Here is a 22342-nt window from a genome sequence, read left to right as displayed (position 1 = left end):
CTGTTATCGGGTAGCCCGATCCCGGCAAGTTACCCATGTTCTTGCGAAATCACGGGTTGCGATTCGCGGGCGGGGCGGACTGCCCTGCTGTCAGACGAGCGCGGGTTGTGTTGTCGACGTCGACGACTCGTCGTCGCGGCCGGTTCGGGAGGGAATCAGGGCCGTGGCCACGAGGCCGAGCAGGACGAAGCCCGCGGCCAGATAGGCGCCGAGGTTGACGCCGGCGGTCATGGCGGATCGACCGGCGGTGGCTACTTCCTGCGTATCCGGCTGGGCGGCAAAGCCTTCGATCGCCGCGCCCGCGCTGCCGGTGATGGCGTGCGCGTATTGCTGGGCTTGCGCCGGAGGCGTACCGACCGAGGTGAGGTCGTCTTCGACATTCGAGCTCAGCGTGGTGAAGAAGATCGTCGTGAGCAGTGCGATGCCGAGGGCGGAACCCAGTTGGCGGAAGGCGCTCTGGATGCCGGATGCCTGGCCGTTGTCGGCTTCGGGAATGTCGGCGAGGACGACGTTGGTCACTTGAGCCGTAGCGAAACCGACACCGATGCCGTACACACACAGGACCAGCGCGATCGACCACCACGAGCTGTCGGTGGCGGCGAAGAAGCCCAGTGCGGCCAGGCCGACGACCTCCAGCCCCAGACCGAGGCGGACCATGTTCAGCGGCGAGGCCTTCCCTGCCATCCCGAAGCTGGCACCACTGGCGATGAAGCTGCCGATGGCGATCGGCACCAGGGCCAGACCGGACTGCAGGGCGCTGTAACCGAGGGTGAACTGCAGCCACAGCGGGAGCACAGCGACGATGCCGAACTCACCGAGGCCGATGATCAGCGTCGCGATATTGCCGTTGCGGAACGAGGCGAGCGAGAACAGGCTCAGGTCCATCAGCGCCTTGTCGGCATTGCCGCCGCGGCGCAACAGCACCTGCCGGACGACGAACCCGCCCAGCGCCAGCACACTCAGCACGAGCGCGACCAGCACCGGCGAAGGTCCGCTCGTCCAGGTGAAGCCGGCGATCCCCATCGGATGGACGGTGGTGATCCAGCCGTAGGTGCGGCCCTCGACCAACCCGAAGGCCAGCAGCCCGAGGCCGAGCACCGACAGGATCGAGCCGAGCACATCGAGTCGACCGGCGACCTTCGGCGAGGGCGCGATGCACGCCAGCACACCGACCACGATCAGCACAGCCAGGGGCACATTGATGCCGAACGCCCAGCGCCACGACACATGCTCGGCCAGCCAGCCACCGAGCAGCGGGCCGAGCGCGGCGGCCGCACCGATCGTGGAACCCCATACCGCGAAGGCCTGACCACGGGCTTTGCCGGTGAAGGTGGCGTTGAGCAGGGCGAGCGAGGTCGGCAGGATCATCGCCGCGCCCGCGCCCTGCAGGAATCGGGCGATGACGAGCAGTCCGCCGTCCGGTGCCAGCCCGGCCAGGATGCTGGTCGCGCCGAACACCACGACACCGGCGACGAACACCCGGCGTGCCCCCACCATGTCGGCGAGGCGGCCGACTACCAGCAGCAGGGCCGCGAAGACGATCGCGTAGGACTCCTGAATCCATTGCGCCTCGGTGGAACCCGTATCCAGGTCTTCGATGATCGACGGGATGATCACGTTCACGATCGTGGTGTCGACCACGATCAGCGCCACGCCGAGGGCGATGGCGATCAAGCCGAGCCATCGGCGGATGGACGACTCTTGACTCATCGCACACTCCTATTTCCATGGTGGAATATTTCCATGGTCAAAGTAGATTGTGGGCAATAGGATGTCAAACGATGCGAAAGGAACCTATGAGCCAGTCGGACGCTCGCGCCCAGTACGAACGAATCCACGAGGGCATGCGGGCCTACGGCGCGAGTTACCGGGAACTCGCCCGCCGATTCGCGACCTGGCTCGGGTTGCACTCGACCGATGCCGAGGCCCTGATCGAGATCCTCACCGCAGAAGAACGCGGGACCACACTGTCACCGGCACGGCTCAGCGAACGGATCTCGTTGTCCAACAGCGCCACCACCGCGCTGCTGAACCGGCTGGAACAAGCCGGTCATATCGTGCGCAGCCGAGAACACGACGACCGTCGCGTGATCACACTGCGCAGCACACCCCGCATCCACACCCTCGCCAACGACTTCTTCGGCCCGCTCGGCACGAAGGTGGAGGACACGGTGATGGGGAAATACTCCCCCGAGGAGCTGCGACGATTCGAGTCGTTCTTGGCCGACGTGCACGCCACCATGACCGCCCACCTGACTGAACCCGCACCATCGCGACCACTGATGTCGTGAGAACATCGGTAACTCACCGGGTACCGGCTCACCGAGTTGCCGCGCGACCGCCCGCCGCGTCATCGACGCACCGCGCCCCTAGGTCTGGCTGAAAGACGCGGAGAGGCGGATCAGAAGGGGCCGATGCCCTTCAAGGGATTGCCGCCGTGGAGGAACCAGAAGGTGAGGATGGCGGCGGCGACGGCCAGGACGACCACCACGAAGGAACCGTAGGAGGGGCGGGTGGCCCAGCCTCGGGTGCGGTCGAAGGACCAGCGGCCGGGGCCGGTGAGGATGATCGCCAGAGCGGAACCGGCCAGGACGGAGTCGAGTTCGACGCCGGTGGGGGTGCCCGCGTTGTACTGGAAGCCGGGAACCATGCCCTGCTTCCACATCCACGCGTTCAGGATCGTGGCCAGGACGGCGCCCGCGGCGAGCGGGGTGGCCAGGCCGATCACCAGCAGGATGCCGCCGCCGAGTTCACCGGCGATCACCAGCGCGGTCGACAGTGACGGGTAGTCCCAGCCGCCGCTTTCCATCATGGTCTTGGTGCCGTCGAGGCCGGGGCCGTGGAACCAGCCGGTCAGCTTCTGCAGACCGTGGTAGATGAAGGTGTAGCCGACCACCAGGCGCAGCACGAACAGGCCGAGGTCGAGGGTGCCGCGGCGAGCCTCGCGGTTGCGGCGCTGCAAGCGGACGGTGCCCGCCGAGGCCGCCGACGCGGGCGGGATCGTCGCGTACCCGTAATCTTCGTCGCCGCCGCCACGACCGGTTTGCGCGGTGCTCGCACCGGGAACCTCATCACCGGGGTCGAGACCGAGATCCTCGTCGGTACGGGGGATGTCCTTCGGATCCGGCTTACGCATCTGCGTCGTCGGCGAATCGAACGGGCTGGTCACCGGGCGACCCGCCGCCGACGCGCCCTGCCCGGCCGGTGCCGAACCTTCGGCCTTCGGAGTGTCATTCGACTTGTCGGTCACCGACTCACCTTATGACGTGCCGTCCCGGTGTGCCGCCCTTCCTCGCAACGGGCGTGTCAGCCCCGCTCGACTTCCGGTCGCGTCCGGGCAGCCGCATTCGGACGCGACGGGCGTGTCAGGCCCGCACCGCTGCCGGTAACGTCTGACCTATGAGTTCGGGAATCGCGGGCCGCGTGGCAGTCGGGGTGGCACTGAGCACCGTTTTGCTAGCCGGGTGCGCCCGTTTCGACGAGTCGGCGTCGAGTCCGTTCACCACCGAACCGCAACTGGGTGGGTCCGGCGCGGAACCGAAGAAGCCGCAGGAAGACCCCTCGCAGCCGCCGCGACCGACCGGACCGTGTATCGATCCCGATCCCAATGTCATCGCCACCTGCATGGAATCGGGCGCCGGGCTGATCGCGGTGGGCGAGGGCGCCTTCGTCGCGGAGCGAAAGACGGGACGGATCCTGCAGGTGAAGCCGGTCGACGCGAGCACACCACAGGAGACGCCGGTGGAGATCGCCAGCGTGCCCGTCGACGGTTCGGCCGACGGCGGCATCTCCGATATCGTGCTCTCCCCGACCTTCGGTGAGGACGGGCTGATGTACGCCTACATCACCACCGGCAGCGACAATCGGGTCGTGCGGCTGTCCAAGGGCGGGGCCGCCAAGCCGATCCTCACCGGAATCCCCAAGGGCGCCGACGGAAATCGCGGCGCACTGGAATGGTCCACGCCGACGCAGCTGATGATCCTCACCGGTGACGCCGGAAACCCCGGCGCCGCAGCCGATCCCGGCTCGCTCGGCGGCAAGCTGCTTCGCCTGGACTCGCCGTCGGCGGGCGCGAACAACCCACAGGTGGTGGCGTCGGGCATCGGTTCGGCCGGCGACATCTGCCGCGACGGCAAGGAAGGCATGTGGGTCACCGACCGCACCGCCGCCGAGGACCGGCTCCAGCACCTGAGCCCCGACGGCACCCTCAGCGTCTCGTGGACCTGGCCCGACCGTCCCGGCGTCGGCGGCTGCACGGCCACCGGTGACGGCGTCGGCATCGCGCTCAGCGAGGGCAAGGCGCTGGCCGCCGTCGCCGCGGACCCCAATACGTTCGCCGTCACCACCGCCCCCACCCTGATCGCGCAGGACAAGTACGGCAGGTTCCTCGGCGCCACCGCCAGCGCCGACGGCAGCATCTGGGTCACCACCACCAACAAGACCGACGGCGAGCCGGGCGAATTCGACGACCGCGTCGTGCGCATCCCACCCCCGCAGGGTGGAGCCGGCGGCCCGGACTAGGAGAGGAAGCGGCCGCCCGTACTGCGAAAGCAGTGCGGGCGGCCGTTTCGCATCCTCAGCTACAGGCGGCGATGACCAGATCGCGGACGCGGGCGGCGTCGGCCTGGCCGCGCGTGGCCTTCATGACGTCGCCGACGATCTTGCCCGCGGCCTGCACCTTGCCGGAGCGGATCTTCTCGGCGATGTCGGGGTTGGCGGCGAGGGCCTTCTCGACCTCGGCCTGCAGGGCAGAATCGTCGCTGACCATGCCGAGGCCCTTGGCCTCGACGATGGCGGCGGGCTCGCCCTCACCGGCGAGGACGAAGTCGACGACCTGCTTGGCGACCTTGTTGTTGACGGTCTTGGTTTCCACCAGCGCGATCACCGCGGCGACCTGGGCGGGGGTGATGGGCAGGTCGGCGAGGGCGATGTCGCGTTCCTTGGCCTTCTCGGTCAGGTAGGCGACCCACCAGGAGCGCGCCTCGTTGGCGGGGGCGCCCGCGTCGACAGTGGCGATGATGAGGTCGAGGGCGCCCGCGTTGACGAGGTCGCGCATGACCTCGTCGGACAGGCCCCAGTCGGCCTGGATCCGGGCACGCACCAGCCACGGGTATTCGGGGATGGTGGCGCGCAGCTCCTCGACCCATTCGGCGGCCGGGGCGACAGGCTCGAGATCGGGCTCGGGGAAGTAGCGGTAGTCCTCGGCGGTTTCCTTGCGGCGACCGGCGGCGGTGGAGCCGTCGGCCTCCTGGAAGTGGCGGGTCTCCTGGACGATCTCGCCGCCGGCGGTGAGCACCGCGGCCTGACGACGCATCTCGTAGCGCACCGCGACCTCGACGCTCTTGAGCGAGTTCACGTTCTTGGTCTCGGTGCGGGTGCCGAATTCCTTGGCGCCGATCGGCATCAGGGACACGTTGGCGTCGCAGCGCAGCGAACCCTGCTCCATCTTCACGTCGGAGACGTGCAGCGAGCGCAGCACCTCGCGCAGCGCGGTGACATACGCGCGAGCCACCTCGGGGGCACGCTCACCGGCACCGGTGATGGTCTTGGTGACGATCTCGATCAGCGGCACGCCCGCGCGGTTGAAGTCGAGCAGCGAGTGGCTCGCACCGTGGATGCGTCCGGTCGCACCGCCGACGTGCAGGGACTTGCCGGTGTCTTCCTCCATGTGCGCGCGCTCGATCTCCACCCGGAAGATGGACCCGTCGTCGAGAGTCACGTCGAGGTAGCCCTCGGTGGCGATCGGTTCGTCGTACTGGCTGATCTGGTAGTTCTTCGGCTGATCGGGGTAGAAGTAGTTCTTGCGCGCGAACCGGCCCCACGGGGTGATCGAACAGTTCAGCGCGAGACCGATCCGGATGGCCGATTCGATGGCCTTCTCGTTCACCACGGGCAGCGAGCCGGGCAGGCCGAGGCACACCGGGCACACCTGGGTATTGGGTTCGGCGCCGAACTCGGTGGGGCAACCGCAGAACATCTTGGTCGCCGTGGACAACTCGACGTGGACCTCCATGCCGAGCACCGGCTCGTACCGGGAGATGACATCGGCGTAATCCATCAACTCGACCGTGGGTGCACTCATGACGCCCAGTCTAGGTAAGCCCGCTGACGCACTCGGCCGGTGGTCCTAGCGGGGCGGGACGCGCTGGGTGAGCCAGCCGGTGACGTAGGTGAGCACCGCCGGGTCGATGGTCGTCTCGATGATCGCGTACTCGCTCGGCTTGCCGGTCGCGGTGGGCTGCATCAGGTGGTTGAGGCCGGGAAAGGTGTGCACGGCCGCGTCGGGAGCGGCGGCGAGGTTCTCGCGCATCGGGCCCTCGTTCTGGGTGGCGATGACCTGCTGGTCCTTGTCGCCGAAGAACGCCAGCACCGGCACACGCAGCGCCTGCAGCGTCGGTTTCGGGTCGTGGGTGATGAACGAGGTCATGTACGGGGTGTTGAACCCGTCGACCACCTCCTGGGGCGCGCGTTCGGCCACGGGCAGGGAGTCGTTGTGCCGCTGGGTGAAAGCCCGCGCGCCCTCGATATCGCCCGCGCGCAACAGCCTCGACCATTCACTGACGTAGGCGACCTGCTGGTCGATCTGGTCCTGCGGTGCGCCCGTCGCGGCCATGATCACTTTGTTCTGCTCGATCAGCACGTCGGCGCCGGGCACCGACGGGCCTGCCATCAGGACCGCGAACGCGACATCGCTGCCGGGCAGCGCGGCGACCATCGGGGCGAGGTAGCCGCCTTCGCTGTGGCCGAACAGACCCACCCGGGCGGGATCGATCTCGGGGCGGGTACGCAGGAACGCGAGGCCCGCGGCCGCGTCGGCGGCGAGGTCGGGATAGGTGGCGTCGTCGAGAGTGCCGCTGGTGCCGCCGACACCACGGTCGTCGGTGCGCAGCACGGCATAGCCTGCGCGAGTGAAGGTGTCGGCGAGCAGCTGGAACGGGCGGTGGCCCATCAGCTCTTCGTTGCGATCCTGCGGGCCACTGCCCGTGATCAGCAGCATCGCCGGAAACGGGCCACTACCTTCGGGTTCGGTGAGCGTGCCGGCGATGGTGATGTCGCCGTTGCGATAGGTGACATCCTCACTGCGGTACGGGTACGGCGGCTTCGGGTCCTGCGGGCGGGGCAGGTTTTCGATCTTGCCGCGCTGCAGCGTGACCGGAGCCTTCTCCCCGGACTGCACCCAGTCACCGGTGAGCCGGTCGCCGTCGAGCTTGCCGCGAAAACCGGGGTCACCCGGCGCGTCGGGGATGGTGAACTCCACCCGGTCCGGTTCGGTGCGAACGTCTTTCAACGGCGCGTCGCTCACACCCTGAGCCGGGATGTCGATGGTGGCCGATCCGTCCTCGGCGAAACTCACCCCGATCGCGATCGGCTGCCCCGGCACCTCGATGTCACCGTGCCAGCTGCCCCGCACAGTGGGGGCCGCCGCGTCGTCCGAGGACTGCGAACACCCCGCCACCAGCGCGGTGACGACGAACAGAACCGAAACGATCACTCGACCGGTGCGCATGAACCCACGGTACCGACGCGCACCGACCATGGTGGAGGAACCCGCGCCGGTATCAGCCGAAGAACGCCGACGCCTCGCTGAGCCGTTCCGGCGGAACGCGTTTGAGCTGCTTGGTCGCCTCCGACAGCGGAACCAGCCCGATGTTGGTGCCGTGCAGCGCCACCATCTGACCGAAATGTCCCGCATGCACCGCCTCGGCCGCGTGTACCCCGAACCGCGTCGCGAGAATGCGGTCGTAGGGCGTGGGGCTGCCACCGCGCTGAATATGGCCGAGCACCGTGGTGCGCACCTCTTTGCCGATGCGGCGTTCGATCTCCGACCCCAGCTGCTGGGCGACGCCGGTGAACCGCTCGTGGCCGAACTCGTCGATCCCGCCCTCGCGCAACGCGAATCCGGATTCCGGCGCGGGATGCGCGCCCTCGGCGACGACGCAGATGAAGCTCTTGTCACCGCGCTGGAAGCGGGCCTTGATCATCGCGCACACCTGGGACACGTCGAACGGTTCCTCGGGCACCAGGGTCAAGTGGGCGCCCGCGGCGATCCCGGAGTTCAGCGCGATCCAGCCGGCGTGGCGGCCCATCACCTCGACCAGCATCACCCGCTGATGGGATTCGGCGGTGGTGTGCAGACGGTCGATGGCCTCGGTGGCGATCGACAGCGCGGTGTCGTGGCCGAAGGTGACGTCGGTGCAGTCGATGTCGTTGTCGATGGTCTTGGGCACGCCGACCACCGGCACGCCCTCGTCGGCGAGCCAGCTCGCGGCGGTGAGGGTGCCTTCGCCGCCGATGGGGATCAGCGCTTCGATGCCGTTGTCGTCGAGGGTCTGCTGGATCCTGGGCAGGCCGGCGCGCAGCACCTCGGGATTGGTGCGTGCGGTGCCGAGCATCGTGCCGCCCTTGGTGAGCAGGCGGTCGGTGCGATCGTCATTGTGAATGCGGATCTTTCGATCCTCGAGTAGGCCGCGCCACCCGTCCTCGAAGCCGACGATGGCATCGCCGTAGCGTCCGTTCGCGGTGCGGACCACAGCCCGGATCACCGCGTTCAGACCTGGACAATCTCCGCCTCCGGTCAAGACTCCGATGCGCATGGCGTTCATCTTGCCGCACCGGCCCCGATCAGGGGCAGTGACCTCCGGCCAGCTCGCTCAGGTGCCCCGAGATGAGCGTCGCCATCTTGTCGAGCATGGCCATACCGTCGTTGAAGCTGCCCGAATCCGGTTGTGCGGCGAAGGCGATCGCGATCCGCCCGGTGGGCGAGTCGATCAGACCGAATTGGCGGACCAGGTACTTACCCGCCGGGTCGGGCCCCCACCCGCCCTTGAACTCGGCACTGCCGAACGCGCCGAGACCCCAGTGGTGGCTGGCGATGATCTGCTGCATCAGCCCGACCACGCGCTCGCTCTGCGGGATGCACGGCAGCTGCGAGGCGAAGCGCACCTGGTCGGCCAGCGTCCATTCGGCCTGACCGTAGACCGACGCGTCGGCGCGGGTGCGCGTGGTCGGCACGGTGGTGCGGGTGTCGCCGCCTTCGCGCAGCACGCCCTCCACCGCCTTGGCCGCGTCGGCACCGCTGCCGAGCGAGGCCCACAGGGTGTCGGCGGCGCCGTTGTCCGACGCGGTGATCGCCGCGGAGGCATACGACGAGTAGGAAGCGCTGTTACGCAGGGCCGCGATGGCGAGCGGCACCTTGATCGTCGACCAGGCCGGCCCGGAGGACCAGTTGCCGAAGGTGACCATCTTCTTGCCGCCCACCGGCATGATCGCCAGCCCCGCGCTACCGCGGAAACCCTGCTGGAGCTCGCTGAAATCGGCGGCGAGGCTGCCGGGTACCGCGATCGAGATCGTGCCGTTGTCGGCGCCGGGATCGGCGACGGGAACCGTGGTGGTCACGCTCAGCCGGGCGGCCTTCGGCTCGGCACCGCACCCCGCGGTCGCGAGCACGACCACGCCCAGCAACGCGGACAGCACCACCCGGACGTGATGGCGTCGTTCATTATTCATTATGTGAAGCATTTTCGTTTGTAAACTCCCCCGGGGCGTTCGGTGCTGGCGACCCGTACCGTTACCGTACTGCGACATATGCCGATCGCCCACTTCGAGCACCGAACCCTCAGGTCAGACGGTGTTCGCCCGTATAGATATTCATCGTTTCGGCACGCAGGAAGCCGACGAGTGTGAGGTCGGACTCGGCGGCCAGGTCGACAGCGAGCACGCTCGGCGCCGACACCGCGGCCAGGATCGGGATCCCGGCCATCACCGCCTTCTGCGCCAGCTCGAACGACGCGCGACTGCTCACCACCAGCACCAGATCGTGCGCGGGCACCCGGTTCTCGCGCACCGCCCAGCCGATCACCTTGTCGACGGCGTTGTGCCTGCCGATGTCCTCGCGCAGGGCCAGCAGCGTGCCGTCGGCGGTGAACAGGCCCGCCGCGTGCAAGCCCCCGGTGGCTTCGAACAACTTCTGCCCGGCGCGTAGCTGTTTCGGCAGGTCGGTCAGGGTGTCGGTACTGATCGACACCGAGTCGTGCGGGATCGGGAAGCGGGTGTGGGTGCGTACTTCGTCCAGCGCGGTCTTACCGCAGAGGCCGCAGGCGCCGGTGGTGAGGAAGTTGCGGGTGTGGATCGGCGCCGGATTACGCAGGCGCAGATCGAGGACGTTGTAGGTGTTGCGGCCGTCGCTGTCGGTGCCTGCGCAGTAGCGCGCGGTGACGATGTCGTCGGCCGATCCGATGATGTCCTCGCCGAACAGGAACCCGTGGACCAGGTCGATGTCGTTGCCGGGGGTGCGCATGGTGACGGTGAGCGATCGGCCGTCGACCCGGATCTCGAGCGGCTCCTCGACGGCGAGAGTGTCGGGTCGCTGAATCCGCCCGGCCGGGGACAGGCGGGTCGTCTTGCGCCGTGCGGTCACTCTGCTCATCCCATGACTCTGCTCACTGTGCGGGTTCTGATCAAACACGGGTTGCCGATCAGGTGATCGGCGCGATGGATCAACACTCAACCGGTGGCGAGTCCGGCGACGAGATTGATCGTCGTCGCCAGGATGACCGTCCCGAAAATGTACGACAACAGGCAGTGCCGAAGGGCGATGGCGCGAATCTTCTCGTTGGAGACATTGGTGTCGGAGACCTGGTAGGTCATGCCGAGGTTATAGCTGAAATAGAAGAAGTCGCGGTAGTCCGGCTGCGCGGTGATGTTGAAGTCGATCCCGCCGCGTGGCTGCTGGTAGTAGATGTAGGCGTAGCGCGCCGCGTACATCAGGTGCACCGAGGCCCACGCCATGAACACTCCGCCCAGCGCGACCGCTGCCGCGATGTTCGACGCGGTGGAATGGCGCAGGACCAGGACCACCACGATGCCGACCAGTCCGCTCAGCGCGGCGGCCACCACCGACAGCTCCTCGATGAACGGCTGGAAGTCTTCCCGCCGCGCGACCCGCTCGGTTTCCCCGGGGCTCATCGGCCACAACACGAACCACCCGGCGATGACGAATACTGTTGCCGCGGAAGCGATCCCCGACAGAATTCCCAGCGGCGCCTCGTGCCCCAGCCCGACGGCCAGCCCGACGATCACGCCGATGACCGCCGAGCCGACCAGGCGCGTGACAGCCGACAGCAGCAACCGGGTGCTCATGGTCGTGCACAGTACCCAACGGGTTGCCCGGTCATAGCTGAACGGGATCAACCGGTGGCCGGGCGCGGCGCGACAGCGAAGTCGGTGGCCCGTGCGGTGCCGATGAGCGCGGTGGTGAGCACCGATCCGGGCTCGACCGCCGCGGTGACGAGCACGATCTGCGCGGTGACCACCGGGTCGGCGAGTTCGAACACCCGGATGTCGGCGGTGGGTCCCAGCGCCGCGACCCACGGCTGCGGCACGATGCACGCCCACCGCCCGGTGCGGGCGTGTTCGAGCAACGTCGCCACCGAGTCACTCTCGAGTTGCGGTGCCGCGGTAAGGCCCAGCGTCGCGAGCGCGTCGTCGATCAGCTGACGACCGCGCATCCCCGGTGGCAGCAGACACATCGGCAGTTCCAGCGCGTCTGCCCAGGAGATCTCGGTGCGGCCCGCGACGAGCGCGCTCCCCGCGACAAGAACGTGACGTTCGGCGTAGAGCGGGGTGAGGGTGAGGCCGGAAGTATCGACACCCCGCGCGTAGACGATGCCGGCGTCGAGCTCGAATCGGCGAATCCGTTCGACGATGTCGAGCGAGCGCAGACTCGTCTCGACCCGCACCCGCATCAACGGATGTTCGGTACAGAAAGGGTCGGTGAGCAGCGCGACCGTGCTCGACGCCGCGGGCACCACCCCGATCCGCAGTTCACCGGTGAGACCGGTTTGCAGCGCGCGGACCTCGTGTTCGAGCGCCTCGCGGTCGGCGATGATCCGCCGGGCCCACAGCACCAGCCGCTCACCCTCGGGAGTGAGACCCTCGAACGTGCGCGCGCGGCGGACCAGCGGCACGCCGAGTTCGTGTTCGAGTTTGCGGATCGCCTCCGACAGCGCGGGCTGCGACACGTAACAGGCCTTCGCCGCCCGGGCGAAATGCCGTTCCCGGGCGAGCGCGACGAAGTATTCGAGCTGACGGAACAGCATTCGGCGATCGGGTCAGTCGTCCTGGTCGTCGGCCGCTTTGTTGCGCGCCTTCGCGATCTCGAGCGCCTTCTCGGCGGTGGCCTGGTCCGGGTAGGGGCCCATCCGGTCGCCGTACCAGCAGGCCTTGCCCTGTTCGGCCTTGTGGTGCTTGAGGCAGTAGTACCACTCGTTGTCGTCAGCCATGCCGACAGTATGCAACGTTTCGCATACCGGCGTCTCGTAGGTGGGTAACGCGGGGGTAGCGGGTTCACGAATGAGCAGGGCGACAGCGATTCCCACCGCGACGCCGATCACCGTGTCGACCCCGCGTTCGGTGAGCAATGTGAGCGGATCGGACGGATCGGCCAGTTCGGTCATCGACATGATCAGCGGCGTGAAGAAGCCCATCGCCACGGCGTAGTGGCGGGCCATGAACAATTCGGTCGGGTAGAGCAGCGCGATGATCGCCAGGCCGAGCATCGCCGGGCTCGGACCCGGGATCAGCAGCGGCGCGGTGACCGCGAGTCCGATGAACGTGCCGACCACCCGGTGCATGCCGCGGGTGATCCGGTCACGGGAGCTGGCGGCGGCCAGGGGCACCGCGGCGCCCGCCATCGCCCAATTGGCATGGCCGACGCCGAGCAGCAGCCCGATCCCGCCGGAGATCGAGATCGCCAGCGCGTAGCGTCCCGCCTGCACGTACGACACTCCGCCGGTGCGATGCGGCGCGATCGGTACCCGCATCGCGCACATGCCTGCCCGGCGGACTCGCCGCGTCGACTCGAGATAACCGACCAGCACGCACAACGCCGCGGTGCCCGCACACAGCACCGATGCCAGGAGCGGATCGCGCTGAGCCCCGGCCACCATGGCGATGGCGCCGAACGCGAAGATCCCGAAGAACGGCCCCTCCGGCCGCAAGCCGAGTCGGTCGGTGATCGGCGAGGCCACCGCGGCGAACACCGCCACCGCCGACACCAGCACCGCGGGAGGGGCGTGCAGGCGCGCGAGCAGGATGCCGGCGCCGACGGCGCCGACCAGCATCACCGCCGCTTCGCTCTGGTGGATCAAGCGCCGGCGCGGCGATTCCGCGAAGCCGTACATCCCGGTGAAGGAACCGAAGACGGCGTAGATGAGCAGGTCGGTGCGGCCCACCGCGATCAGCACGAGGCCGGGAATCGCGAGACCGACGAAAACGCGCGCGGCGGGCAGATGATCGATCTCGGTGACGAACCGGTGATAAATCTGGCGCGCCCGTGTTCGCGTGGTGCGCAAGGGTTCCTCCGAAGTCGGTCGCGGGACATGCCCGTAGGGCCGATGATCAAGCCTGCACGATCCGCGCGCACGCCGTCAACCTGCGGTGATCCCGGTCGCACCGGCGAAAACGGCGCTCTGGCGGGGGTGATAAGCGCGACCGATCGACCGGTCGGAAATCGGTCTTGGACGTCGCCGACCGACACGACGAAAGTTACCTACGCCCTTCCGTGATCTCGACGGTAGAGAATCCAACCGAGGCACTGGACAGAGCACATCTTTCTCGACCCGCATTCACCGCGAAGGGAAGATCTGACATGGCTGACGGCCCGCACACCATCTGGGATCCCGATCAGGGCCCGAGCGAAGCAGCAGACCGGGCAGCCGTGCCGAAAGCCAAGCCCTACCACCATCCGGCGGCGGGCTGGGGCGCGGCGATCGCGGTCGGAAAGTTCATGGTCGGCAAGGAACACGAGCCGTTCATCGGCACCAAGGCCATCCTGAAGATGAACCATCAGGAACGCGGCTTCGACTGTCCGGGCTGCGCGTGGCCCGACGCCACCGACGGCTTGGTCCTCGACGTGTGCGAGAACGGCATCAAGCACGTGACCTGGGAGATGACGCACAAGCGGTGCACTCCTGAATTCTTCGCCCAGCACACCGTGACCGAGCTGGCCACCTGGAGTTCCTTCGACCTCGAGGACCAGGGCAGGCTCACCGAGCCGATGGTCTACGACCCCGAGACCGACCACTATGTGCCGATCAGCTGGGCCGACGCGTTCGAGATGGTGGGCAAGGCGCTGCGCGAGCTGCCCGACCCGAACGAGGCCGCGTTCTACACCTCGGGCCGACTCGCCAACGAGGCGACGTTCCTCTACCAGTTGATGGTGCGCGAGTACGGCACCAACAATCTGCCCGACTGCTCCAACATGTGCCACGAAGCCAGCGGCCGAGCTCTGCAGGCCTCGCTCGGCACCGGCAAGGGCACCTGCGACCTCGAGGACTGGGACAAGGCCGACGCGCTGTTCGTCATGGGCCTCAATGTCGCCTCGAACGCGCCGCGCATGCTGACCTCGCTCGCCGAGGCCTACAAGCGCGGCGCCCAGGTGGTGCACGTCAATCCGCTGATCGAAGCGGGCTCGCGCAACACGATCATCCCGCACGACTTCCTCGCGATGGCCACCTTCCACCCGACCAAGACCGGCACGCTCAACCTGCAGGTGCGTATCGGCGGCGACTTCGCGCTGATCCGCGGCATGGCCAAGGCCGTCCTCGAAGAGTCCGCGACCGACGAGAAGGCTCTCGACCACGAGTTCATCGAGCGCTACACCGTCGGCTTCGACGAGTACGTGCGCGAAGTCGAGGCGACCACGTGGGCCGATATCCAGACCGAGTCGGGCCTGAGCGAGGCCGAGGTCCGCAAGGCCGCCCGCATCTACTGCGACTCCGACCGCAGCATCATCAGCTGGTGTCTCGGCATCACCCAGCACGAGCACGGCGTGGAGACGATCCGCGAGATCGTCAACCTGCTGCTCCTGCGCGGCAACCTGGGTCGCGAAGGCGCGGGCCCGTCGCCGGTGCGCGGGCACAGCAATGTGCAGGGCAACCGTACGTGCGGCATCGACAACAATCCGCCCGCCGCGTTCCTCGACCGGCTGGCCGAGGTGTGTGAGATCGACGTGCCGCGCGCCAACGGCTACGACGTCGTCTCCGCCATCGAGGCGCTGCAGAAGGGCAAGCTGAAGTTCTTCATGAGCATGGGCGGCAACCTCGTCCAGGCCGCGCCCGACAGCGAATACACCTTCGAGGCGTTCCGGAAAGCCGATTTCACCGTCATGGTCTCCACCAAGCTCAACCGCAGCCACGTCGTGCACGGCAAGCGGGCGCTGATTCTGCCCTGCCTGGCGCGCACCGAATACGACGAGCAGCGCAGCGGCCCGCAGGTGGTCTCGATGGAGAACGGCATGGCCGTGGTGCACCTGTCCAAGGGCATGAAGAAGCCCGCGTCGCCACATCTGCTGTCAGAGCCCGCGATCCTGGCGGGTATCGCCAAAGCCGCACTGCCCGAGACGAAGACGCCGTGGGAGTACTACGTCGAGGATTACGACCGCATCCGCGACACCATGTCGAAGGTGCTGGACGGTTTCGAGGACTACAACCGGCGGGTGCGGCTGGGACTCGGATTCCGGATCCGCCAGCCCGCGCGTGAGCTGATCTTCCTCACCCCGTCCAGCAAGGCGGAGTTCTCCGCCGCGACGCTGCCCGACACGACCAACCCGGCCGGGGTGCTCACCCTGGCGACGCAGCGCTCCCATGACCAGTGGAACACCACCATCTACACCAACAACGATCGCTATCGCGGGGTGAAGAACCTGCGCACGCTGGTCTTCATGAACTCTCGCGATATGCGCGACCGCGGCCTGAAGGAATTCGACGAGGTCGATATCACCAGTACCGCCCGTGACGGGTCGACGCGGTCGCTCTACAGGTACAAGGTCGTCACCTACGACATTCCGCCGGGCTGCGCCGCCGGGTACATGCCGGAAATGAATGTGCTGTGCGCGATCGGCGATTACAGCACCGAGAGCGATCAGCCGATGATGAAGAGCGTGAAAGTGACTGTCACACCGTCGAGTTGAACTCATTCGAGGAGATGGCAATGAACCAGCACACGCGAAAGACACTGGCGTCGATCGTCGGGCATCCGGCGCCGCGCGATATCGAATGGACGCAGTTCATCACCATGTGGGACGACATCGCCGACGAGGTCGAGCAGGAGCACGGTGATCGGCTGGCGGTGAAGATGAACGGGCATCGCGAGGTGTTCCATCGCCCGCACGACGGGCGGGTATCGATCGGCGATATCGAGCACGCGCGCCAATTGCTGAAGGACACACCGGTACTCAAAGGTTCGGGCGATATGTTCGTGGTCGCGATGGACAGCGAGAGAGCGCGGGTATTGCATTTCGACCTCGACACTCCCGAGGTCGCCGAGACCGAACGCGATGTGACCAACCACGACAAGGTCGCCCACCATCTCCGCACGGTCGAGCATCACACCGGGCACGACGATCAGCAGGTGTTCATCAAATATTTCGATGATCTCGCGGTGGCGTTGATCGAGTCGATCGGCACCGAGAATTTCGTGCTGCTCGGGCACGGGCGCGGCAATTCCGATGTGGCCGATGATTTCGTGAAGCGCTTGCGCGAGATCAATCCCCCACTCGCCCAGCGGATTGCCGGGGTCGGCGTGATCGACCTCAGCGCGGCCGACGACGCGACGCTCGAGGCCGCGGCTCAGCGGATCCTCGAGGCCGCGAAGTAGGGGGACAACCGATGTCATATCTGCTCGCACTCATCGCCGAACCCGGCGAGAAGTCCCCGGCGCAGCAGTTGGCGACCGAGGCCCAGCGGGTCGCGATCCGCAACAGTATCGACGTGGTGAGCCTGGCCGAGCTCGACACCCTGCCGCCCTACAGTGCCGCGATCGACACCGAGGACGGGCGGCCGCTGATCGCCAACCAGTTGCGCCGCTCCACGCTGGAAGCCGACGGTGTGCTGCTGTTCGCGGCCGAGGGCGAGTCCGTGGCGCCGCTGGCGGCGAGTGTGATCGCGTGGCTGGCCAATCCGGAGTCGGCGCCGACCGTCGGGGGCAAGCCGGTCGCGGTGATCACAGTCGGGCCGGGTGAGGTGATCAATCAGGACTTGGCCGATCGGTTGCGCAAGGCGGGCGCCGAGGTGGTGGCCGACGGTGTGTCGATCACCGGATCGTGGAGTGACCCGGACACCGTGGCCCGGCTCGGCGACACGGTGGTCGCGGTCGCTTCGGCGAGCTGAGGTTCCCTACGCGACCGCGGCCCCCGATATATCGGGGGCCGCGGTCGTTTTCGGGTCAGTAGACGTAGACCACGGCGTTCTCACCGCCGGTGCAGGTGACGAGTTTGCCCTCCGGTGCGCACGTCATCGTGTAGGTGCGGCCGGTCACCGGGCTGGTCGCCACCACCGAGCGGGCGCCCGTCCCGCCGCCGGCGTAGGCCTCCCGGACCGCTTCGGCGAATCCGCAGCTGGTGACCGCGCTGCCGACGGCGACCTTGTTGTAAGAGCCTGTGGCGGTGCCGGTTTCACAGGGCTGCGCGCCCGCGGGGAGGGTGACCGGTCCCGCCGAGGTGGTGGGGGCGGCCGTGGTCGCGCGCGCAGTCGTGCCCGCGGGTTGGCCGGAACCACCCGGCGCCTGCGAAATCGGTGCGGCCGTGGAGGTTTCGGCGGGATCGGCGGCCGACATCATGCGCCAACCGATCGCGCCACCGACCGCGAGTACCAGAACGGCGAAGACACCGGCCAGCACGGGCAGCAGAACCGATCGGCGACGCTCCGAATCCTGGTGCGCCCAGGCCGGATCGGGACCATACGCGGGATCCGGTCCATAGGCCGGGTCAGGCCCGTAACCGGGGTCGTATGCCGGATCGCGGTAGGCGTGATCACCGTAGGCACTGGGCGGTTCGTCGTAGTCGGAGTACGCGTTCTCCTGACCCACGTACTGCCGGGTCGCGGCCGACCTGGCCGGATCCTCGAACTCCGGCGGGGCCTGATGGGCAGCGAAAGGCGCGGCACCGCCACGGTACTGATGTGTCGGCTGCGAGCGCTGAGGATCGAGTCCGTCGGCACCGTAATGCTGGGTCGGCGCCGATCGTTGCATGTCGGCGGGGTCGTACTGCTCGGTCGCCGATGCGTACTGCGCGGGCGGGCCACCGAACCGGTCGTCGGCGTCCTCGTCGAAACGCTCGGGGGGACCACCGAATCGGTCTCGCGGATCGTCGAGATCGCCGCCGAACTTCTGCGTCGGCGGCGCGAAGGCGGCGGGGTTGTACTGCTCGGTCGGCGGGCCGAACGCGTCGCCTCGGCCATGGCCGGAAGGGCCGTCGAATCCGGCGTCCGGCGAGCCGCCGAAAGGTCCTGCGGGACTGTCGAATCGGTCCTCGGGGACTTTCTGTTCCGCACCGAACCGCTGGGTCGGAGCCGCGAAAGGAGCAGGCGAGTTCGGGCGAGGTGCGTCGAATTCCGGTGTGGGGGCGGGGAACCGGGGGTTCGGGTTCGATGCCGGCGGGAGGTACTGCTCGGTGGGCGGGGTGTATGCCGCCGGGAGGGGATGTTCGCCGGAGTAGCGCTGGGTGGGGGCGCCTCGCTGGGGATCCTGCTGCGGCGGGAGACGGTGCGGGCCGGTGGGCGCCGGGTAAGGGGTGGCCGACGCGGGACGCTGTGGCTGCAGCAGGGGAGCCGATGTTTCGCCCGGCTGCGCGCCGTCGTAGAGGTGCGCGTCGGGGAAGGGGCGCATCCGCGGGAGGCCCTGGTCGGGGGTGTAGGCCGGGGGCGGCTCGGGGGCCTCCGGCTCATCGGCCGACGGGAGGGGCGCGAAGTAGGTGTCGGCGGGCCGGATTTCGGCGGGGCCGGTCGGCTGGATCACCGCGGGTATCGAGATCTCGCCGGTGCCCTCAGCGGGAACACGGCGGAAACCGGTGGTATCCGATGCCCCGGGGCGCGCCTCGGGCGGGCGGATGATCAAGGTCGGCTGGGCGCCGGTCGCGGTCGACTGACTGCGCGAGGTCTCCACACCACCGGTGGCGGTCACCGCGCCGATCACCCGGAACTCCCCGGTCGGCGTCGGCACCTGCTCGACGTCGGCGGGCTCCTGTGAGTCGGGGGCGCCCTTGCGGGCACCACTCGCGGCACCGATCGGCACCGCACGCGCCGGCCCGGTGGCGGACCCCGCGGGGCCGCCACGCTCGGCACCGGCCGGTCCGCCAGGAGCACCGGTCGGCGCCCCCGCGGCACCGCGTCCCACACCGGCGGCGAAACCGGCGGCGGCGGCGAAACCGCGCCCGGGAGCCGAGCCCGGGCTACCCTGCGGGGCACCCGATGGCGCGCCGGCGGAACTGCGGAGCGTGGGACCGGACGAAGAACCTGGAGTCACATCATGGCCACCGGGGACGCGGCGGGCCCCGTCGTACGACGCGAAAGCACCCGATGGCGCGGGCGCGCCGGTTTCCCGCACGGCCGAAGCCAGCGCTCGGCGAGCGGCGACGGCCAACGCACCGGCCGACGCGTAGCGATCGGCCGGGTCCTTGGCCATGCCGGTCCCGATGACGTCGTCGAGCGCGCCGGGGATACCGTGCAACAACTCGCTCGGCCGCGGCGGGGCCTCGGACAGGTGCGCGCGGACCAGCACGCTCATGCTCGCCGCGGGGAAGGGCGAAGCGCCGGTGAGGCATTCGTGCAGGACACAGGCCAGTGAGTACACGTCGGCGCGATGCGAGATCGGGCCCACATCGAAGCGTTCCGGTGCCATGTAGATGTAGGAGCCGACCGCCATCCCGGCCTGGGTCACCGCGCTGTCACCCTCGGTGTGCGCGATGCCGAAGTCGGCGAGGTAGGCGAAATCGGCGGGCGTGACCAGGATGTTGGCGGGCTTCACATCGCGGTGCACCAGCCCACCCGCGTGCGCGGCGTCCAGCGCGGCGGCGATCTGCTCGACGACGGCGACCGCGCGTTCCGGGCTCATCGGCCCGCCCCCGCGCAGCACGGTGCGCAGATCGGAGCCGGGCACCAGGCGCATATCGATGAAGAGGACCCCGTCGATCACACCCCAGTCGTGGATGGGGATCACGTGCGGTTCGGCGAGCTTGGCCGCGGCCTGGGATTCGCGCCGGAACCGGACCTGGTAGGCCGGGTCCTGTGCGAGCTCCTCGGCCAGCAACTTCAGAGCGACCACTCGGTCCTTGCCGGTGTCGTAGGCCTCGTAGACCTCGCCCATCCCGCCTTTACCCAGCATCGACCGCAACTCGTACGGGCCGAATCTGCTCCCCGTCCGTGACCCAGGTGCCTGCACCAGCGTCCGCCTCCCACTTCTGGCAGGCCCGTGGACCTGCTTCTCAGTAGGAAGATTCTCCCGGTGTCACTACGCCGTGGTCGGTTGTGAGGTTCCACCGGGAGAATCTTCCTGTTCAGCACAGGATACTAGGCCGTCTTATATATGCATATCCATGCATGTGTTGGGCAAATAAAAAGAACCCCCGGCTGCTGGTCCGGGGGTCCTCCGGGATGTCTGAGGGATCTATCCGTGCAACCGGTCCCCCTCCTGTTGATCGAGTACTCGATCTGGGTGGTCTCTGCGGAACCGAGCTTGGATCTGGTTGATCATCCGCTGCACCTCGTCGCGGGACGCCTGCTCTAACCGAGTGCCGTCTCCGTCGTTGCTCACGATGTCCTCCGCTGTGGTGTCGGCCAGTTCTGGAAAGCGGCCAGTACTCGCCGCATCACCTCGGCTCGTGCCAGCTGGGTCTGGCGTGTGACTTGCTTAGGCGTTCGTTGCGGGAGCACGGTCCCCTCCTCGTAGCTTGAGTTCCGGCCACGGCAGCGACTCGTACGTTCAACTGCCGTGACCGTTGGTGTCCAGAGTTCTACTCAGAGACATTGCCGACTAGTGCCATTCCCAGTACCAACCCACCACAGAGCGGCCCACGCGGGCATGATGAAGCCATGGACCGTAAACACGGTGTCGGCAAACTGATTCGTGAACTGCGAGACGCGCGCGGGTGGTCGCAAGGGCGGCTTGCCGACGCGCTCACCGAACACTCCGGCCAACCCATCGGCCGCGAGAAGGTCTCTCGGTGGGAATCGTGTAAGCACAAACCGTCGCCGTACTGGCTTCGCCACCTTGCCGCTGTCCTAGATGTACCCCTTGCTGTGTTGGAGTCCGACGACGTGAACCGTAGGCAGTTCCTATCCTCAATGGCCGCAACAACAGTCGCCCCCGTAGTGGCCTCTGATTTGCTCGCTGAGGGGTTTTCAGCACGCTTGCGGGGAGCAGGTCCAAGCGTGGACGAATGGGGCGCGATGCTGGACGAATACGGAACTTCGTACATGGTGAGCGGAGCCGCTGAGATTCAACGGCGGCTAGTCGTAGACCTCGCAGTGATCCAACAACAGTGCGACCAACCGCAGATGTGGGCGCACGCTTCGCGGCTCATGACGTTGTTCGCCAAGACGTTCCCCGGCTCGGACGGCTCGAAAGCCGTCACCTGGTACCGGATGGCAGCGGAATCCGCGGACCGGTCCGACGACGTAGATACACGAGTGTGGGTACGCGGTCGGGCGGCCATAGCCCTCGGATACGAAGGGGCCTCACTGCCGATCGCGAACATGTTTGCCAACCAGGCTCTAGAGATATCCGACCGGCCCTCGCTGGGCCGACTCAACGCCATTTACGGCAAGGCTCACGCCGCAGCGATTTCAGGGGACGCAGACACCGCTCGGGCACTCGATACCGAGGGTCGCAGGGTGTTCGATCAGTCCGGCTCGGAGGACTCCGAAGCGTCCGACTACTCGGTGCCGTATTGGAGGTTGGGTGTGTTCAGATCCCTGCTCCGCGCCCGGCTCGGTGACGAGGCCGAAGCAGTGGACGCACAGGACGAGGCTAGGCGGTATTTGCCGCCGACACTCCCCCGGTTCGCAACCCACCTGGAAATGCACCGTGGGCTAATGCTGGTCCGCGCCGGTGACCAGGAGGGTGGTATCACATACGCGAGGGCGGCGCTGGACGCACTGCCGCCGGAGAAGCATTCGTTGACCCTGCGGATGTTGATGGATGAGATAACCGCTTAAACGACAAAAAGGCCCCCTCCCGAAGGAGGGGGCATCTTTGTTGGGTATTCGAGGTGCAAGCCAGACTAGGTAGGTTCTGACTCGGTCAGGGTATCACCAGGGGAGAATCAATACCCTGTCGGCTTCTGCGAGGTCGAGGATTCCCCACCAAACAGAGTCGAAGTCACGCTCGTACTCCGCGGACTCCATTGCCTCGATGTACTCGTGCAGGTCCGGGTGAATGTCGCCCTTGCCGTCCGAATACCAATCCGAGTCCTTGAGGATCTTCACCAGCAGGTCCCGCTGGTCCTGCCAGTCTTCCAGCCTGGGCGACAACGCCTCAGCCACATTCACCTTCAACAGGTACATCCAGC

The 22342-nt window shown here is 67.5% G+C and carries 18 protein-coding genes; 6 read left to right on the top strand and 12 right to left on the bottom strand.

What is annotated here, in order from left to right; translation table 11 throughout:
- Nucleotides 1–90 precede the first annotated feature (90 nt).
- Nucleotides 91–1710, bottom strand: a complete 1620-nt coding sequence (locus ACWF99_RS23980) for a DHA2 family efflux MFS transporter permease subunit (protein WP_452537453.1) — start codon at nucleotides 1708–1710, stop codon at nucleotides 91–93.
- Between the two features lie 71 nt (nucleotides 1711–1781).
- On the opposite strand from ACWF99_RS23980, the gene ACWF99_RS23975 reads away from it, so the two are divergent.
- A complete protein-coding gene (locus tag ACWF99_RS23975; protein ID WP_378651466.1) occupies nucleotides 1782–2291 on the top strand; it encodes a MarR family winged helix-turn-helix transcriptional regulator in 510 nt (169 codons plus the stop codon).
- A 110-nt stretch (nucleotides 2292–2401) separates the two neighbouring features.
- On the opposite strand, the gene ACWF99_RS23970 is transcribed toward ACWF99_RS23975, so the two are convergent.
- Nucleotides 2402–3250 (bottom strand): DoxX family protein, encoded by an 849-nt coding sequence (locus tag ACWF99_RS23970; protein ID WP_378633414.1) that lies wholly within the window; start codon nucleotides 3248–3250, stop codon nucleotides 2402–2404.
- Nucleotides 3251–3399: 149 nt separating this feature from the next.
- Between ACWF99_RS23970 and ACWF99_RS23965 the strand changes: the two genes are divergently transcribed.
- Nucleotides 3400–4521, top strand: a complete 1122-nt coding sequence (locus ACWF99_RS23965) for a PQQ-dependent sugar dehydrogenase (protein ID WP_378633412.1) — start codon at nucleotides 3400–3402, stop codon at nucleotides 4519–4521.
- Between the two features lie 55 nt (nucleotides 4522–4576).
- Here the strand turns inward: ACWF99_RS23965 and gatB are convergent, their stop codons facing one another.
- The 8 genes from gatB to ACWF99_RS23925 all read right to left on the bottom strand — a co-directional run bounded on the left by gatB (nucleotide 4577) and on the right by ACWF99_RS23925 (nucleotide 13352).
- Nucleotides 4577–6082, bottom strand: a complete 1506-nt coding sequence (gene gatB / locus ACWF99_RS23960; RefSeq protein ID WP_378633409.1) for an Asp-tRNA(Asn)/Glu-tRNA(Gln) amidotransferase subunit GatB — start codon at nucleotides 6080–6082, stop codon at nucleotides 4577–4579.
- Between the two features lie 45 nt (nucleotides 6083–6127).
- Nucleotides 6128–7507 carry an alpha/beta hydrolase family protein gene (locus tag ACWF99_RS23955; RefSeq protein WP_452537452.1) on the bottom strand — a complete coding sequence of 460 codons (1380 nt, stop codon included), beginning with the start codon at nucleotides 7505–7507 and terminating at the stop codon, nucleotides 6128–6130.
- A gap of 52 nt (nucleotides 7508–7559) precedes the next feature.
- Entirely contained in the window at nucleotides 7560–8594 is a 1035-nt protein-coding gene (locus ACWF99_RS23950) for an ATP-dependent 6-phosphofructokinase (RefSeq protein ID WP_378633402.1), read from the bottom strand.
- Nucleotides 8595–8622: 28 nt separating this feature from the next.
- Nucleotides 8623–9507: a hypothetical protein gene (locus ACWF99_RS23945; RefSeq protein ID WP_452537451.1), complete on the bottom strand. Its 885-nt coding sequence runs from the start codon at nucleotides 9505–9507 to the stop codon at nucleotides 8623–8625.
- A 109-nt stretch (nucleotides 9508–9616) separates the two neighbouring features.
- Nucleotides 9617–10426, bottom strand: coding sequence for a formate dehydrogenase accessory sulfurtransferase FdhD (fdhD, locus tag ACWF99_RS23940; protein WP_378633397.1), 810 nt, complete (start codon nucleotides 10424–10426; stop codon nucleotides 9617–9619).
- Between the two features lie 77 nt (nucleotides 10427–10503).
- Entirely contained in the window at nucleotides 10504–11139 is a 636-nt protein-coding gene (locus ACWF99_RS23935; RefSeq protein WP_378651477.1) for a DUF1345 domain-containing protein, read from the bottom strand.
- 47 nt (nucleotides 11140–11186) lie between these two features.
- Nucleotides 11187–12098, bottom strand: a complete 912-nt coding sequence (locus ACWF99_RS23930; protein ID WP_378633391.1) for a LysR family transcriptional regulator — start codon at nucleotides 12096–12098, stop codon at nucleotides 11187–11189.
- A 12-nt stretch (nucleotides 12099–12110) separates the two neighbouring features.
- Nucleotides 12111–13352, bottom strand: a complete 1242-nt coding sequence (locus ACWF99_RS23925; protein ID WP_378633389.1) for an FUSC family protein — start codon at nucleotides 13350–13352, stop codon at nucleotides 12111–12113.
- Nucleotides 13353–13648: 296 nt separating this feature from the next.
- Between ACWF99_RS23925 and ACWF99_RS23920 the strand changes: the two genes are divergently transcribed.
- From ACWF99_RS23920 to ACWF99_RS23910, 3 genes are read left to right on the top strand one after another with little or no spacing between them, the layout of a single operon-like run.
- On the top strand, nucleotides 13649–15970 hold the full coding sequence (locus ACWF99_RS23920; protein ID WP_378633383.1) for an FdhF/YdeP family oxidoreductase: 2322 nt from the start codon (nucleotides 13649–13651) through the stop codon (nucleotides 15968–15970).
- A 20-nt stretch (nucleotides 15971–15990) separates the two neighbouring features.
- The gene (locus ACWF99_RS23915) at nucleotides 15991–16656 is read left to right on the top strand and encodes a hypothetical protein (protein ID WP_452537450.1); all 666 of its coding nucleotides are present in this window, start codon (nucleotides 15991–15993) and stop codon (nucleotides 16654–16656) included.
- Nucleotides 16657–16667: 11 nt separating this feature from the next.
- Nucleotides 16668–17168, top strand: a complete 501-nt coding sequence (locus ACWF99_RS23910) for an NADPH-dependent FMN reductase (protein ID WP_378651489.1) — start codon at nucleotides 16668–16670, stop codon at nucleotides 17166–17168.
- Nucleotides 17169–17223: 55 nt separating this feature from the next.
- Here the strand turns inward: ACWF99_RS23910 and ACWF99_RS23905 are convergent, their stop codons facing one another.
- A complete protein-coding gene (locus ACWF99_RS23905) occupies nucleotides 17224–20157 on the bottom strand; it encodes a protein kinase domain-containing protein (protein WP_452537449.1) in 2934 nt (977 codons plus the stop codon).
- A 707-nt stretch (nucleotides 20158–20864) separates the two neighbouring features.
- On the opposite strand from ACWF99_RS23905, the gene ACWF99_RS23900 reads away from it, so the two are divergent.
- Nucleotides 20865–21989 carry a helix-turn-helix transcriptional regulator gene (locus ACWF99_RS23900; protein WP_452537448.1) on the top strand — a complete coding sequence of 375 codons (1125 nt, stop codon included), beginning with the start codon at nucleotides 20865–20867 and terminating at the stop codon, nucleotides 21987–21989.
- A 93-nt stretch (nucleotides 21990–22082) separates the two neighbouring features.
- On the opposite strand, the gene ACWF99_RS23895 is transcribed toward ACWF99_RS23900, so the two are convergent.
- The gene (locus ACWF99_RS23895; RefSeq protein ID WP_452537447.1) at nucleotides 22083–22337 is read right to left on the bottom strand and encodes a hypothetical protein; all 255 of its coding nucleotides are present in this window, start codon (nucleotides 22335–22337) and stop codon (nucleotides 22083–22085) included.
- Nucleotides 22338–22342: the final 5 nt, after the last annotated feature.

The organism is Nocardia sp. NPDC055002 (assembly GCF_053608825.1).
This window is presented reverse-complemented; position numbering and strand designations above follow the sequence as displayed.

What these genes read in the sequence shown, in the direction of transcription:
- ACWF99_RS23980 (WP_452537453.1), bottom strand. Translation starts at nt 1,710, where the DNA reads ATGAGTCAAGAGTCGTCCATCCGCCGATGGCTCGGCTTGATCGCCATC.
- ACWF99_RS23975 (WP_378651466.1), top strand. Translation starts at nt 1,782, where the DNA reads ATGCGAAAGGAACCTATGAGCCAGTCGGACGCTCGCGCCCAGTACGAA.
- ACWF99_RS23965 (WP_378633412.1), top strand. Translation starts at nt 3,400, where the DNA reads ATGAGTTCGGGAATCGCGGGCCGCGTGGCAGTCGGGGTGGCACTGAGC.
- gatB (WP_378633409.1), bottom strand. Translation starts at nt 6,082, where the DNA reads ATGAGTGCACCCACGGTCGAGTTGATGGATTACGCCGATGTCATCTCC.
- ACWF99_RS23955 (WP_452537452.1), bottom strand. Translation starts at nt 7,507, where the DNA reads ATGCGCACCGGTCGAGTGATCGTTTCGGTTCTGTTCGTCGTCACCGCG.
- ACWF99_RS23950 (WP_378633402.1), bottom strand. Translation starts at nt 8,594, where the DNA reads ATGCGCATCGGAGTCTTGACCGGAGGCGGAGATTGTCCAGGTCTGAAC.
- ACWF99_RS23945 (WP_452537451.1), bottom strand. Translation starts at nt 9,507, where the DNA reads ATGAATAATGAACGACGCCATCACGTCCGGGTGGTGCTGTCCGCGTTG.
- fdhD (WP_378633397.1), bottom strand. Translation starts at nt 10,426, where the DNA reads ATGAGCAGAGTGACCGCACGGCGCAAGACGACCCGCCTGTCCCCGGCC.
- ACWF99_RS23935 (WP_378651477.1), bottom strand. Translation starts at nt 11,139, where the DNA reads ATGAGCACCCGGTTGCTGCTGTCGGCTGTCACGCGCCTGGTCGGCTCG.
- ACWF99_RS23930 (WP_378633391.1), bottom strand. Translation starts at nt 12,098, where the DNA reads ATGCTGTTCCGTCAGCTCGAATACTTCGTCGCGCTCGCCCGGGAACGG.
- ACWF99_RS23920 (WP_378633383.1), top strand. Translation starts at nt 13,649, where the DNA reads ATGGCTGACGGCCCGCACACCATCTGGGATCCCGATCAGGGCCCGAGC.
- ACWF99_RS23915 (WP_452537450.1), top strand. Translation starts at nt 15,991, where the DNA reads ATGAACCAGCACACGCGAAAGACACTGGCGTCGATCGTCGGGCATCCG.
- ACWF99_RS23910 (WP_378651489.1), top strand. Translation starts at nt 16,668, where the DNA reads ATGTCATATCTGCTCGCACTCATCGCCGAACCCGGCGAGAAGTCCCCG.
- ACWF99_RS23905 (WP_452537449.1), bottom strand. Translation starts at nt 20,157, where the DNA reads ATGCTGGGTAAAGGCGGGATGGGCGAGGTCTACGAGGCCTACGACACC.
- ACWF99_RS23900 (WP_452537448.1), top strand. Translation starts at nt 20,865, where the DNA reads ATGGACCGTAAACACGGTGTCGGCAAACTGATTCGTGAACTGCGAGAC.
- ACWF99_RS23895 (WP_452537447.1), bottom strand. Translation starts at nt 22,337, where the DNA reads ATGTACCTGTTGAAGGTGAATGTGGCTGAGGCGTTGTCGCCCAGGCTG.